Raw genomic sequence first — 13,558 nt, forward strand, 5'->3', positions numbered from 1 at the left:
ACCGATCCGAGAGCCGCTGATGGCACCGTATGCCTCAGCGCCCTGCGTTCCTCAGCTTGCCCTGGCCCACGCGTAGCGGTGTTCCGGTCGGCCGGTGTCGCCGTACTTGAGACTGAGTCTGATGCGACCCGCACTCTCCAGATACTTGAGGTATCGCTGGGCCGTGGAGCGGCTCAATCCGGCGCGGACAGCGACCTCGTGTGCCGACAGCGGTTCGTCGGCTGCCGACAGGACATGGCGGATGACGTCAGCGGTGGGCGCGGAGTGCCCCTTGGGCAGGCCGGCTGCGGCAGCGGCCTGCGGAGTGCGAAGCGCCCCGAAGATCTGATCGACCTGCTCCTGCCCGGCCTCGCCCTGGCCGCTGCCCACGCCTGCGAGAGTGCGGCGCAGGGCGGCGTAACTCTCCAGCTTGGACTTCAGACCACCGAAGCTGAAGGGCTTCACCAGGTACTGCAGGGCGCCGTAGCGCATGGCGGTCTGCACAGTCGCGACATCCCGAGCGGCTGTCACCATGATCACGTCTGCCGTGTGGCCGCGTTGGCGAAGCCGCCGTACGAGCGTCAGTCCCGTCTCGTCCGGAAGATAGTGATCGAGCAGTACGAGGTCGACATGTTCGCGCTCCAGCACGGACAGTGCCTGGGCGGCGGTGTGCGCGCGTGAGACGACGCGGAAGCCGGGCACCTTGGCCACGTACGCCGAGTTGATCTCGGCCACACGGAAGTCGTCGTCCACCACGAGGACGTCGATCATTGAAACTCTCCCACTTCGGTGAGTTGCCGGACGGCGAGTGTCTCGGGCAGGACGACAGTGAAGACCGCGCCACCGCCGGCCCTGGCACTGACGCGAGCCACGCCGCCGTAACGCTCCGCGAGACGACGTACCAGTGCCAGGCCGAGCCCACGGCCCCGATGTGCGGGGGACTCCTTGGTGGACCAGCCCTCGGTGAAAATCTGTTCGCGCAGATCGGGCGCTACGCCAGGGCCGTTGTCGCTGACCCGCAGGACCGCTGTGGTGCCCTCCGCGAAGAGCTCGACTTCGATGACGGAAGCGACGTCGAGTGCGTTGTCGATCAGGTTGCCCAGGACGGTCACCAGATCGCGAGGGTCCACCACCACGTCGGGAAGCAGGGTGCTGGGGGAGATGCGCAACGAAGCGCCCCGCTCTGCCGCGATGGCCGACTTGCCCACCAGCAGAGCGGACAGCAGGGGGTCATTGACGCGTTCCGCGACCTGCTCCGCCGATGCCCGCTGACCATCGGCCACCTCCGTGACGAACTGCATCGCCGCGTCGTGCCTCCCGAGTTCAAGCAACCCGAGCAGGGTGTGGAGCCGGTTGGCATGCTCGTGGTCCTGGGCGCGGAGCGCGTCGAGAAGGCCGTGCGTGGAGTCCAGTTCGCGGCCGAGCAGCTCCAGTTCGGTGCGGTCGCGCAGGGTGACCACAGCCCCGCCGTCACCGGTCGGCATGCGGTTGGCGATCAGCACGCGTCCCTTGCAGACGGTGAGCAGGTCCGCGCCGTCGACCTGCCCGGCCAGTACCTCTGCCGCACGGCCTGGGGGCAGTACCTCGCCCAGCGCACGTCCGACGGCGTCCTGGGTCAGCTCCAGCAGACGCTGCGCCTCGTCGTTCAGCAGACGGATCCGCCCCCGGGCATCAAGGGCGAGAACTGCTTCGCGGATGCTGTGCAGCATGGCCTCGCGCTCGTCCAGCAGCGCCGAGATGTCGGCGAAGGCCAGTCCGTGTGTGCCGCGCTGCAGGCGTCGCGAGACGGCCAGGGCAGCAAGCACACCTGCGGCAAGCGCAGCCCCCGCGTAGAGCAGAAGCCCGGGAATGGTTCCGAGGAGCCGCTCGCGGACGCTGTCGTAGGCCATGCCCACCGAGACAGCACCGACGATCGTCCCGCGGCTGTCGCGGAGGGGAACCTTCGCGCGCGCGGAGCGGCCCAGCGTTCCGTTGTCGATCTGCATGATTTCCCGGCCGGCCAGGGCCGTGCTGGGATCGGTGGAGACGTGCTTGCCGATCTGCCGGGTGTCGGTGTGCGACCAGCGGACCCCGCGGGTGTCCATGACCACGATGTAGAGCGCATGGGTGGCGTGCCGGATCTGCTCCGCCTCGGCCTGCACCGGGCCGCTGGGGCTCGGCTCGGTGCTCGTCAGGTGGTGCGCCAGCCCGGGTTCGGCCGCAGTGGTCTGGGCGATGGACAGGGCCTGATGCATCGCCTGGTCGTCCAGCTGGTGGCTGAGCGGGGCAAGGAAGAGTCCGGTGACGAGCATGACCACCCCGGTCGTGATGGCCACCTGTGTGAGCAGGACCTGCGCGAAGACACGGCGGGGCCAGTGAATCCGCATGCGTTCGCCTTCTGCCCTTCCGCCAGCTTGGAACCTGAGGCTCCGTTTTGCCTTGTGTGAACGCAACGTAAACCCCGCTGCCGCCTCTGACTAGTCCTCGTAGCGCTTTCGTTCTACGAGCGTGAGCAGAACGAGCAGAACCGCGGGTTATGGGCAGAAGCCGGAGTTGTGAGCGCAAGGGTGCCGCCGTGCCCGGGACGCGCCTAGCGTCCCGCCCCATGAACAGCAAAACGAGCCCCGCCATCGAGCTGCGGGGGGCGAGCAAAGCGTTCCGGACTCCGTCGGGGGCGCTCCACACCGCCGTACGAGATCTGGACCTCACGATCGGACGCGGTGAGTTCGTTGCCGTGGTGGGACCTACCGGCTGCGGCAAATCGACCACACTGACCCTGGTCAGCGGCCTGGAGGAGCCCACCGAGGGCGAGGTGCTGGTGGCCGGTGAACCGGTGCGCGGCATCGGCGACAAGGTCGGCTTCGTCTTCCAGCAGGATGCGGTCTTCCCCTGGCGCACCGTGCTCTCCAACGTGATGGCAGGCCCCCGCTTCCGGGGTGTGCCGAAGCCCGAAGCAAAGGAACGGGCCCAGGAGTGGCTCGCCCGGGTCGGCCTGTCCTCCTTCGAGGACCGCTATCCCCACCAGCTGTCCGGGGGACAGCGCAAGCGCGTCGCGCTCGCGGCCACCTTCGTCAACGATCCCGAGATCCTGCTCATGGACGAGCCCTTCTCCGCACTTGATGTGCAGACCCGGGCCCTGATGTCGGACGAACTGCTGGAGTTGTGGGCCGGGACCGGCGCCTCCGTCGTCTTCGTCACCCACGACCTGGAGGAGTCCATAGCGCTGGCCGACAAAGTCGTGGTCATGACCGCGGGACCGGCCACCGTCAAGGAGGTCTTCGAGATCGACCTGCCCCGCCCGCGCAAGGTCGAACAGGTGCGTCTGGAGCCCCGGTTCCTCGAGATCTACCGGGAGATCTGGTCCTCGCTCGGCGAAGAGGTTCGCATCACCCGTGAGAGGGGTGCTCTCAATGTCGCCTGAAACCATCACCGCGAACGCCGCCGTGACCAAGACCGAGCGGACCCAGGCCAGGGCGCGGGCCAACCGCAACCGCAGGTTCCTGGTGCTCGGCAGCCGGATCGCACTGCTCTTCGCCGTCATCGGGTTGTGGGAGTGGCTGGCCCGGACCGCGGTCATTGACCCGTTCAACTTCTCCATGCCGTCGAAGATCTGGGACCAGATCCGCACCTGGGTCGTCGACGGCACCGCCCAGGGCTCCTTGTGGGAGCAGATCTGGTACACGCTCTACGAAGCGCTGCTCGGCTGGGTCATCGGTGTGATCGCCGGTGTGCTGCTCGGCATCGCGCTGGGCCGGATCCGCTTCGCCGCCGATGTCCTTGGCCCATACATCAAGGTGCTCAACGCCCTGCCGCGCATCGTGCTCGCCCCGATCTTTCTGATCTGGTTCGGTCTCGGCCCCGCCTCGAAGGTGGCCTCCGCGGTTGTCCTCGTGTTCTTCCCCGTCTTCTTCAACGCCTTCCAGGGCGCCAGGGAGGTGGACCGCAACCTCGTCGCAAATTCCCGCATCCTGGGGGCCAGCAACCGTCAGGTCACCTTCCAGGTGGTCATCCCCTCGGCCACGTCATGGATCTTCACCAGCCTGCACGTGAGCTTCGGCTTCGCGCTCATCGGCGCCATCGTCGGCGAGTACATCGGCGCCACCAAGGGTCTCGGACTGCTGGTCGCCGCCTCCCAGGGCACCTTCAACGCCGCCGGCGTCTATGCCGCCATGGTCATCCTGGCGATCGTCGCGCTGCTGGCCGAAGGGTTGTTGACCTTCCTCGAGAAGCGGCTCTTCCGCTGGAAACCCGCTGATGCCGGCAGCACACGCTGACACCGCCCGCCATTCCGTCAACTTCTTCACAAGGACGTGAAACTGATGCGTAGATACACCCAGATCTCGGCCGCTGCCGTCGCAGGCGCCCTCGCCCTGACCACTCTGACCGCATGTGGCGGAGACTCCACCTCCGCCTCCGGCGACAAGGACGTCAAGGTCAAGATCATGGTGGGAGGCCTCGACAAGGTCATCTACCTGCCCGCGATGCTCACCGAGCGTCTGGGCTACTTCAAGGACGAAGGGGTCTCGGTCCAGCTTCTGACCGAGCCCGCGGGCGTCCAGGCCGAGACGGCCCTGGTCTCCGGTGATGTGCAGGGCACCGTCGGCTTCTACGACCACACCCTCGACCTTCAGGTGAAGGGCAAGCAGGTCGAGTCGGTCGTCCAGTTCTCACACGCTCCGGGCGAAGTCGAGATCGTCTCCAACCAGGCGGCGGGCGACATCAAGTCGGCGAAGGACTTCAAGGGCAAGAAGCTCGGAGTGACGGGCATCGGCTCCTCGACCGACTTCCTGACGAAGTACCTCGCCGTCAACAACGGTGTCCAGACCGATCAGTTCTCACCCGTCGCGGTGGGAGCGGGGCAGACCTTCATCTCCGCCCTCCAGCAAGGCTCCATCCAGGGCGGTATGACCACCGACCCGACTGTCGCCACCATTCTGGACAAGAAGCTCGGCAAGATCCTTATCGACATGCGCACCCCGGAAGGCTCCCAGCAGGCGCTCGGCGGGCCGTACCCCTCCTCCAGCCTCTACATGCAGACCGAATGGGTCAACAGCCACAAGGAAACCGTCCAGAAGCTGGCCAACGCCTTCGTCAAGACGCTGAAGTGGATGTCTACGCACAGCGCCGAAGAAATTGCGGCCAAGATGCCCGCCGACTACGCGCAGGGCGGCGGCACGGCTCTGTACGCGCAGGCCATCAAGAGCACGCTGCCCATGTTCACCACGGACGGCGTCATGCCGGCGGACGGCCCCGCCACCGTCGAGCGCGTGCTGAAGTCCTTCAATCCGAACCTGAAGAACGCCAAGGTCGACCTCGAGAAGACCTACACCACCGAGTTCGTCAAGAAGGCGAGCTGACCGCACGCGTCGATCGCGCCTGCGCACCGGCGGGCCGGCTCGCCGGTCAGTCCCCGGTGCGCAGGCGCCTCCGGCTCACGCGATGACCTGAATGACGCACCCACTGGTCGGCGGAGCCCCCGCACGGGAACGACTCGCCTCGGCGGACACGTCGTTCCCCCCCGGGGGGGTCCGTCTCTCCTGCGAACGGCGGAATGCGCGGCACGCGGCCGAAGCGACACCGATGGGCGCCCGGGCAGCGGCGGCACGCGTGATCCAGTACCGAGAGGGAGACCTCTTCGCGAGGCGCCTTTGCCGCCTTCTGGCTAAGGTCGACGAGGGGCCGAGTAGCTGATCGACGGAGACTCCCATGATCATGAAAGTTGAAACACGCGATGTGGCCCCGCGCATTGCCACTGGCGCGTTCATCCTGAACTCAGGGCTGGGCAAACTGAAAGCGGACAAGGAGACGGCCGCGGGCGTGCACGGCACGGCCTGCTTGGCCTATCCATTCCTGAAGAAGCTGGACGCACAGCGCTTCACGCGGCTGCTCGCCTGGTCGGAGATCGCGGTCGGCGGAACACTGCTGGCTCCCTTCGTTCCGACCCCACTGGCCGGGCTTGCCCTGACCGGGTTCTCCGGCGGACTGGTCGGCCTGTACCTCCGGATCCCCGGAATGCGGGAGCCCGGCAGTGTGCGGCCTACGCAGAACGGCATCCCGCTGGCCAAGGACTCCTGGATGCTGGGGATGGGGATCGGCTTCCTGGGCGCGGCTTCACGCTGGGGAGGCGGGTGCACGACCCGGCGTCGGCGGCGCCGGTGCGGACGGCACTGACGGCACAACCGGCGCCGGACCGGCGGTGCTCATCGACGCGTGTCGATGGCAGGGCCAGGGTGCGGGAGCGGCGATGGTGGTCGCATGAAAAGCGCGGACCTTTTGGCGGATGCGTTCACACGAGTCCAGGAATCGGTGCATTCGGCGGTCGAGGGTCTTTCCGTCGACGACCTGCACGTGCGGCTTGACGAGGGCGCCAACTCGATCGCATGGCTGGTGTGGCACCTCACCCGGATTCAGGACGACCATGTCTCGGACGCGTTCGAAGTGGAGCAGGTCTGGTTCTCCCAGGACTGGGCCGCCCGATTCGACCTGCCTTTCGAGAAGGGAGCGACCGGGTACGGGCACAGCAGTGCACAGGTCGCGTCGGTGCAGGTGGGTTCGCCCGAACTGCTGCTCGGCTACCACGACGCCGTCCACGAGCGGAGCGTCGACTTCATCCGTGGGCTGGACGCCAGGTCCCTGGACCGCGTCGTGGATGAGGCCTGGTCGCCACCGGTCACCCTCGGCGTCCGGCTGATCAGCGTCATCGCGGACGACCTGCAGCATGCCGGCCAGGCCGCATTCGTCCGGGGCTCGCTCGAGCGTCGGTAGAACCGGACATCTAGGGAGTGCCAGGCGTCGCCCGGCAGGCGGGACTTTCGAAACACGCCCTAGCTGGGGGACGGCTGCCCAGGATTCTTGGACCGTGCGCCCGGCCGACCGCCATGGCGACGGGTGCGGTGTGGACCCACGCGCAGCCGTCGGCCGCGTTGCCGGCCGCCTGCGCAGGCGCCCCTTCGCAGGCACCCATCACCGGCGGCGAGGCACTCGAACCAGGGCTCCGCGGCAGGCCGACTCCTCGACTGCGACGGAACCGCCCTGAGGCACGTCGCGCTGCTGTGGGCGACAATGGAAGACGCAGGCAAGACACTCGCAGCCGCCGATTCTGGTCCGGAGCCACCCATGGATTACCCGGAATATTACGAGCTGGTATTTCAGGCGTCCGCCGTCGAGGACGACACCGTGATCGTTCGGCGCACCGAGAAAGAGGGGGCCGGCGGCTATCCCATCTACGAGGACGAGACGGGAATCGTCCGCGCGGAGATCAGCGAGCTCGGCGAGGTACGGATGCTGGCCAGCGGCGGACACCAGGATTTCGGAACACCGCAGGTCCGCGCGGTCACCGAGCACACCGAGCCCTGAGGTGACCGTGCGGCCTCGACGACGGTCCCGTGGACGTCAAACCCCCGCGTGGGCCTTCTGGAGTGCGGCGATGTCGAGCTTCTTCATCGTCATCATCGCCTCGGTGGTACGGCTCGCCTTCACTGGATCAGGGTCGCCGATCCAGTCGATGAGCACGTTCGGCACCACCTGCCACGACACGCCGTACTTGTCCTTGAGCCACCCGCAAGGACCTTCCTCGCCGCCTTCGCAGAGCCTGCTCCAGTAGTAGTCCACTTCCTCCTGGTCCTCGCAGGCGATCTGGAACGAAATGGATTCGTTGAAGGTGAACTGCGGTCCGCCGTTGAGTGCGACGAACTTCTGGCCGTTGATCTCGAACTCCACGGTCATGACGGAACCGGCCTGACCCGGCCCGGCCTCGGGGTAGCGGCCCACCCTGCCGAGCTTCGAGTTCTTGAAAATCGACATGTAGTGGTCCGCCGCATCTTCGGCCTGTCCGTCGAACCACAGGCACGTGGTGAAGCCTTCGCTGGTCATCGCTGCCTCCTCGGCATAGAGGTATGTCCACCTATACCGACTGACTCAGCGCCGAAAACTCATCGCTGCCCGGTTTAGAACGGGGACGGCTTGCCGTCCGCCATTCGGCAGCGAACCGGCGCACCGTCGCGAACCATAGGCCAGGCGGCACGCGTACGGGATGCGGATGCAGGCGAGCGGAAACGATGCCGGTTTCGGCAGGGATGACGAACAGTCAACTGCTCGCATTCGTAATGTCGGTGCGGTCCCTCATTCGGTGCCCGCCCCCGCCGGATCAATCAGATGATCGTCGAGCCTGGGGAGTCCGATGCGCGCGTCGTCCAGTTGCTTACGATGCATTGCGCTTCATCGCCGTCGCCCTGCTGATCCTGGCGGTCTGCTTCACTCGGTGCTGCCCTGAGTACGTGAAGCGACGTGCGGCTATGGCACGTGTCGGGGTCTGAACCGTGGCCGAACGGAAGCGAGGCCGGTGGTCCGCCACTCACTCATGGAAGAGCGGCAGACCACCGACCGTTCACGTGGTGCGGCTGCTTACTTGGGCCGGCGCGTGTCGCCGGAGCCCAGGTTGCCGAGCTGCTCGCTCTGCTCCTGCAGCTTCCGCGCCTTCTCCTGGAGCCGCTGACGTTGCTCCGGGTCGGTCGCGCGCTCCGCGGCCTCGGTCAGATGCCGGGCCTTGTCGCGCATCTCCTGGGCGCGGCCACTGGTTTCGCCTGCAACGCTCATCGTCACTCCTAGGACGGTAGGGAAGAGCGGGCTCATTCAGAGAACCAGCGTCCGGCTGTCACCGCATTCCGAACCGTTACGCTGTGTTACCGGCTGCCCGTGGGGCCGTGGACCGGTTCGGCGCTGGCATGATCAAGGGTATGAACGAGCGCATCATTGCCGCGTGTGACGGGGCATCGAAGGGGAATCCAGGGCCTGCGGCCTGGGCATGGGTCGTGGCCGATGCGCAGGGGACTCCGCAGCGTTGGGAGGCGGGGCCGCTGGGCACCGCGACCAACAATGTCGCCGAGCTCACCGCACTCCAGTCGCTGCTGGAGGCCACAGATCCGGCGGTGGAGACCGAGGTCAGAATGGACTCGCAGTACGCGATGAACGCGGTGACGAAGTGGCTGCCGGGGTGGAAGCGCAACGGCTGGCGGACCTCGGCCGGCAAGCCCGTGGCCAACCAGGAGCTGGTGGTCCGCATCGACGACCTGCTGAGCGGCCGGACCGTCCGCTTCGTCTATGTGCCGGCCCATCAGGTGGACGGGGATCCGCTCAACGCCCTTGCCGACCAGGCGGCCAGCGAGGCCGCCGTGACGCAGCAGGCGGCTGGTACGGCGCACGGCTCCCCGCCGCCGACGCCCGCACCCGTGAGGGCGTCCGAGAGCCGAAGCGGCGGCGCGGCGGCGAAGAGGAAGACGGCGGGCGCGGCGCGCCCCGCCCGCACCGGGGGCACCATCCGGGCCAAGTTCGCCGGGCGTTGCCACTGCGGAAAGCCGTACGCGGCGAAGGACATGATCGCGAAGAATCCGCACGGATGGGGCCACCCGGAATGCAGGTCTGCGCCCGCCTGAGCCGACCGTCTGCCGGGCCGGGGTCGGGGGAGTGCTCACCTGGCAGAGGTTCTCCGTGCCATGATGCGGCTCCGACCGCAGCGCTTTCGGTGTTCCGCCGGCGCTGCGGGAACGCTGGACGCTGCGGGCGGATGGGATCCACGGGCACGGTGCTGCGCGAATTGCGCGGCGCGCAGAAGACCGCAGAAGGTGTGTCGCTCTACTCGCGGTATGTCAATCGCCCGGCCGGGCGTGTGCTGGCCGCGGGCGCCTGCCGGATCGGGCTCACACCCAGTCAAGTCACCTTGGTCAGTGCGGTCTTCACTTTCACCGCAGTTGCCTCGGTGGCGCTGGTCCGGCCCTCCTGGGGGCTCGCCTTCGCCGTGTACGCGGGGCTGGCCGTCGGCTTCGCCGTCGACTCGGCCGACGGGCAGCTCGCCCGGCTGACCGGACGCGGCGGGCCGGACGGAGAGTGGCTGGACCATGTCGTGGACTGCGCCAAGCTGATCCTCGTACTCACCGCCGTACTGGCCTCGTTCCGCCGGTTTGCGCAGCTGCCCGGCGAGGGCTGGCTGTTGCTGCCGCTGGGTTTCCTGTTCGTCGCGGTGCTCACCTTCTGCGCCGGGCTGCTGCGCGAGCAGCTCGGCAAGGCGGCCGCCCGCCCCGCACCGGCCGGCCGTGCCGCGGCCCCGGCTCCGGTGTCCCGGTTGCGGGCCGTGGCACTGCTCCCCGCCGACTACGGGGTGTTCTGCCTGGTGTTCCTGCTGTACGGCGACGAGACCGCGTTCCGTATCGGCTGTGCCGCACTCGCCGTCGTGCACGCACTGTTCCTCGTGGCGTTCCTCGTCAAGTGGTTCAGGGAGCTGAAAGTGCTCCAGGCTGAGGGCTGACGAGGGTTTCCAGCGCCCTGCGCAGCTGGGTGCTGGACGTGTGCACGGTGTACGGGAAGTAGACCACCTCCACACCGACCTCGGCGAAGTCGCGCTCGAGCCGTTCTCCCTTTTCCGTGCCCCGCCAGTCGTCCCCCTTGAAAATCACGTCGAACCTGACCTGCTGCCACGTCTCGACCTTGTCGGGAACGGTCTCGACGAACGCCGCGTCCACATAGCGCACACTGCGGACGATCTCCAGTCGCTCCGGTAGCGGGATCACCGGCCTGTGGCCCTTGGCGAGCGCGGCCATCTCGTCCGAGACGACCCCCGCCACGAGGTAGTCGCACTGGCTGCGGGCATGCCGCAGGATGTTCAGGTGCCCTACGTGGAACAGGTCGTAGACCCCCGGCGCGTAGCCGACCCTGTGCACCATCCGTTCTCTCCCCCTACGGTGAACATGATGTCCGTGTTCCGGCCGCAGGTGTCCGGACATGGCATCCGGTCCTGCGGGATATCGGTATCCGTGCTGATGGTGCAATGACCTTACTGTGAAGACCACTTGCGCATCACGTGAACGGATAAGCTCACTTTTGGGGTTGTTCCCTCGAGGGAAAGAGGCTGTACCGGGGGGAAGGTGACCGTCCGATGTCGCATGCTGATCACCACAAGCCGTTCGTATACCGCAGGGTTCTCGTGGTGTCGACCAACTATGCGCCGGAGCTGTGCCGCCCCGCCAGGCCGCCCTCCGCAGAGGCGCGTTCGAGGCAACCGTGCTTGCGCACGGTCTGCTCGCATCGGTCGTCGGACTGCTGGGCGGCGGCTGGCTCGCCCTCAGTGGTGAGGCGAGCTGCACGGCCACCGGCGAGGTGTTCGTCCGCGACGCCACCTCCGACCGCTTCGCCACCGGAGCCTCCGCCGACAAGGGGATCAGCATCGGCTCCGAGCAGCAGACCGCGGTCAGCGATGCGGTGGGCCGCCCATGGTGGAGCAGTCGTGGACACGGCTGCCTGGCGCTGTCATCGATCCACCCGCACGGCTGCCCCGGTGAGCTGGTCGGAGAGCTGCCGGATGTCCGCATCGACCATGATCCTGGCCAGCTCCCGCGCCTTCACGGCGGGCTTCCAGCCGAGCAGTTCCTCGGCCTTGGTGGCGTCACCGATCAGGGCGTCGACCTCGCTGGGACGCTCGTACTTCGCGTCGTACCGGACATGGTCACGCCAGTCCAGCCCCGCATGCTCGAAGGCGAACTCCAGGAACTGCCGGACGCTGACCCCCTCACCGGTGGCCACCACATAGTCGTCCGGTGAATCGCACTGCAGCATCCGCCACATCGCGTCGACGTACTCGGGGGCGTAACCCCAGTCCCGTACGGCATCGAGATTGCCGAGGTGGAGGTGTTGCTGGAGCCCCGCCTTGATCCGTGCCACGCCGCGGGTGATCTTGCGGGTCACGAAGGTCTCGCCGCGACGCGGGGACTCGTGGTTGAAGAGGATCCCGTTGACCGCGAACATTCCGTACGCCTCACGGTAGTTGACGGTCGACCAGTACGAGTAGACCTTGGCGACGCTGTACGGGCTGCGCGGATGGAACGGGGTCGTCTCGTTCTGCGGCGGTGGAGTGGAGCCGAACATCTCGGACGACGACGCTTGATAGATCCGGGTGTCGATGCCGCTGGCGCGGACCGCCTCCAGCAGCCGGATGGTGCCGAGCCCGGTGACGTCGCCGGTGTACAGCGGCGCGTCGAACGAGACCCGGACATGCGACTGCGCACCCAGGTTGTAGACCTCATCGGGCTCGATGTCGCGCAACAGGTTCACCAGCGCGACTCCGTCGGCGAGATCCGCGTGATGCAGGACGAAGGACCGGTTCTCCTCCTCCGGGCCCTGGTAGATATGGTCGATCCGCTCGGTGTTGAAGCTCGACGAGCGGCGTATGAGGCCGTGGACCGTGTACCCCTTGTCGAGCAGCAGCTCGGCCAGGTACGAGCCGTCCTGCCCGGTCACACCGGTGATGAGCGCGGTCTTCGCCACGACTCCCCCCTTCTGTGGTCGTCTGTGTTGCTGTTGGTGCACCGAAATATCGGGATGTGAGTGATCCGCGGCAAAACATCACGGCCACACACGGTTACTGGCACAATCCGAACCATGACGACTGATCTCCCCGGCCCTCCCCAGGAATCCGTCCGCCCCCTGCTACGTCCCGGCTCCCGCATATTCGTCGCGGGACACCGAGGTCTCGTCGGTTCGGCGGTGGTGCGCCGCCTCACCGCCGGAGGCCACGAGGTGATCACCCGCGGCCGTGACCGGCTCGATCTGCGCGAGGCCGCACCGACCGAGGCCTTTCTGCGTGACATCCGCCCGAACGCCGTGGTGCTGGCCGCCGCCAAGGTCGGCGGGATCATGGCCAACAGCACGTATCCGGTGCAGTTTCTCGAGGACAACCTGCGCATCCAGCTGAGTGTCATCGCCGGTGCGCACGCCGCCGGGGTCGAGCGGTTGCTCTTCCTCGGCTCGTCCTGCATCTACCCCAAGCGAGCTCCCCAGCCGATCCGCGAGGACGCCCTGCTCACCGGCCCGCTGGAACCGACCAACGAGGCTTACGCGCTTGCCAAGATCGCCGGGATCGTGCAGACCCAGTCGTACCGGCGGCAGTACGGCGCTTCGTACATCAGCGCCATGCCCACCAATCTCTACGGACCCGGCGACAACTTCGACCTGGAGTCCTCGCACGTCCTGCCCGCCCTGATCCGCCGCTTCCACGAGGCGGAACGGGATGGCGCACCGGAGGTCACCCTCTGGGGCTCCGGCAGCCCCCGGCGTGAGTTCCTGCACGTCGACGACCTGGCCGCCGCGTGCCTCCTGCTCCTGGAGCGTTACGACGGTGACGAACCCGTCAACGTCGGCTGTGGAGAGGATCTGACGATCCGTGAACTCGCCTCCATCATTCGAGATGTGACGAACTATCAAGGCCGCGTCTCGTGGGACACGACGAAGCCCGATGGCACCCCGCGCAAGCTTCTCGACGTCTCCCGCCTCTCCTCCCTCGGTTTCAAGCCGCAGATTCCGCTGCGCGACGGCATCGCCCGGACCTACGCCTGGTGGCTGGACCACTAGGGCGTGTTTCGAAAGTCCCGCCTGCGGGGCGGCGTCTGGCACGCACGCTCGCTGCGTTGGCGGGGTCGCCCCGATACGCCCAGTATCGGGGCGAGCCTCCGCCTGGCGACCGCACGCACCAGACGTCGCCGTCGAAACACGCCCTAGGGTGCACAGGGCTGACCGCGCTCCGGGCCGGGCCGGGCGGGCCGCCGCAGCTCTGCGG

15 protein-coding genes and 1 pseudogene are annotated in these 13,558 nt (G+C 67.3%); 10 read left to right on the forward strand and 6 right to left on the reverse strand.

Features of this window, described 5'->3' with window-relative positions:
- Positions 1-51: 51 nt before the first annotated feature.
- Both ACNPQM_RS30010 and ACNPQM_RS30015 read right to left on the reverse strand, forming a co-directional pair.
- On the reverse strand, positions 52-750 hold the full coding sequence (locus tag ACNPQM_RS30010; RefSeq protein ID WP_358862310.1) for a response regulator: 699 nt from the start codon (positions 748-750) through the stop codon (positions 52-54).
- Complete coding sequence (locus ACNPQM_RS30015) at positions 747-2,345, reverse strand: ATP-binding protein (RefSeq protein WP_418086415.1); 1,599 nt, start codon at positions 2,343-2,345, stop codon at positions 747-749. Before ACNPQM_RS30015 ends, ACNPQM_RS30010 begins: the two co-directional genes overlap by 4 nt.
- Before the next feature lie 218 nt (positions 2,346-2,563).
- Here ACNPQM_RS30015 and ACNPQM_RS30020 point away from each other — a divergent pair, with 218 nt between their 5' ends.
- From ACNPQM_RS30020 to ACNPQM_RS30045, 6 genes are all read left to right on the forward strand, one after another.
- A complete protein-coding gene (locus tag ACNPQM_RS30020; protein WP_418086416.1) occupies positions 2,564-3,379 on the forward strand; it encodes an ABC transporter ATP-binding protein in 816 nt (271 codons plus the stop codon).
- Positions 3,369-4,232, forward strand: coding sequence for an ABC transporter permease (locus ACNPQM_RS30025; RefSeq protein WP_358862307.1), 864 nt, complete (start codon positions 3,369-3,371; stop codon positions 4,230-4,232). The genes ACNPQM_RS30020 and ACNPQM_RS30025 overlap by 11 nt, the downstream gene beginning before the upstream one ends.
- Before the next feature lie 45 nt (positions 4,233-4,277).
- A complete protein-coding gene (locus ACNPQM_RS30030) occupies positions 4,278-5,315 on the forward strand; it encodes an ABC transporter substrate-binding protein (RefSeq protein ID WP_358862306.1) in 1,038 nt (345 codons plus the stop codon).
- A 349-nt stretch (positions 5,316-5,664) separates the two neighbouring features.
- Positions 5,665-6,129 (forward strand): hypothetical protein, encoded by a 465-nt coding sequence (locus tag ACNPQM_RS30035; RefSeq protein ID WP_418086417.1) that lies wholly within the window; start codon positions 5,665-5,667, stop codon positions 6,127-6,129.
- An 84-nt stretch (positions 6,130-6,213) separates the two neighbouring features.
- A complete protein-coding gene (locus ACNPQM_RS30040) occupies positions 6,214-6,723 on the forward strand; it encodes a mycothiol transferase (protein WP_418086418.1) in 510 nt (169 codons plus the stop codon).
- A 351-nt stretch (positions 6,724-7,074) separates the two neighbouring features.
- Positions 7,075-7,314, forward strand: coding sequence for a DUF6296 family protein (locus tag ACNPQM_RS30045; RefSeq protein WP_418086419.1), 240 nt, complete (start codon positions 7,075-7,077; stop codon positions 7,312-7,314).
- Positions 7,315-7,350: 36 nt separating this feature from the next.
- Here ACNPQM_RS30045 and ACNPQM_RS30050 read toward each other — a convergent pair whose 3' ends face one another.
- Together ACNPQM_RS30050 and ACNPQM_RS30055 are read right to left on the reverse strand one after the other, a co-directional pair.
- The gene (locus ACNPQM_RS30050; RefSeq protein ID WP_418086420.1) at positions 7,351-7,830 is read right to left on the reverse strand and encodes a VOC family protein; all 480 of its coding nucleotides are present in this window, start codon (positions 7,828-7,830) and stop codon (positions 7,351-7,353) included.
- A 531-nt stretch (positions 7,831-8,361) separates the two neighbouring features.
- Entirely contained in the window at positions 8,362-8,553 is a 192-nt protein-coding gene (locus tag ACNPQM_RS30055) for a DUF6381 family protein (RefSeq protein ID WP_358862302.1), read from the reverse strand.
- Positions 8,554-8,693: 140 nt separating this feature from the next.
- Here ACNPQM_RS30055 and ACNPQM_RS30060 point away from each other — a divergent pair, with 140 nt between their 5' ends.
- On the forward strand, positions 8,694-9,389 hold the full coding sequence (locus tag ACNPQM_RS30060; RefSeq protein WP_418086421.1) for a ribonuclease H family protein: 696 nt from the start codon (positions 8,694-8,696) through the stop codon (positions 9,387-9,389).
- Positions 9,390-9,520: 131 nt separating this feature from the next.
- A complete protein-coding gene (locus tag ACNPQM_RS30065) occupies positions 9,521-10,258 on the forward strand; it encodes a CDP-alcohol phosphatidyltransferase family protein (protein WP_418086422.1) in 738 nt (245 codons plus the stop codon).
- Here the strand turns inward: ACNPQM_RS30065 and ACNPQM_RS30070 are convergent.
- Positions 10,224-10,673, reverse strand: a complete 450-nt coding sequence (locus ACNPQM_RS30070; RefSeq protein WP_358862299.1) for an adenylyltransferase/cytidyltransferase family protein — start codon at positions 10,671-10,673, stop codon at positions 10,224-10,226. The genes ACNPQM_RS30065 and ACNPQM_RS30070 overlap by 35 nt on opposite strands.
- Positions 10,674-10,962: 289 nt before the next feature.
- Here ACNPQM_RS30070 and ACNPQM_RS30075 point away from each other — a divergent pair.
- Positions 10,963-11,214, forward strand: a pseudogene (locus ACNPQM_RS30075) (lipopolysaccharide biosynthesis protein); the annotation flags it as partial.
- Positions 11,215-11,256: 42 nt separating this feature from the next.
- Here the strand turns inward: ACNPQM_RS30075 and gmd are convergent.
- Complete coding sequence (gmd, locus tag ACNPQM_RS30080; protein ID WP_418086423.1) at positions 11,257-12,270, reverse strand: GDP-mannose 4,6-dehydratase; 1,014 nt, start codon at positions 12,268-12,270, stop codon at positions 11,257-11,259.
- A 114-nt stretch (positions 12,271-12,384) separates the two neighbouring features.
- On the opposite strand from gmd, the gene ACNPQM_RS30085 reads away from it, so the two are divergent.
- The gene (locus ACNPQM_RS30085) at positions 12,385-13,353 is read left to right on the forward strand and encodes a GDP-L-fucose synthase family protein (protein WP_358862297.1); all 969 of its coding nucleotides are present in this window, start codon (positions 12,385-12,387) and stop codon (positions 13,351-13,353) included.
- Positions 13,354-13,558 lie beyond the last annotated feature (205 nt).

This window comes from Streptomyces sp. NPDC056231, assembly GCF_048270745.1.
In the GTDB taxonomy this organism is placed as follows: Bacteria; Actinomycetota; Actinomycetes; order Streptomycetales; family Streptomycetaceae; genus Streptomyces.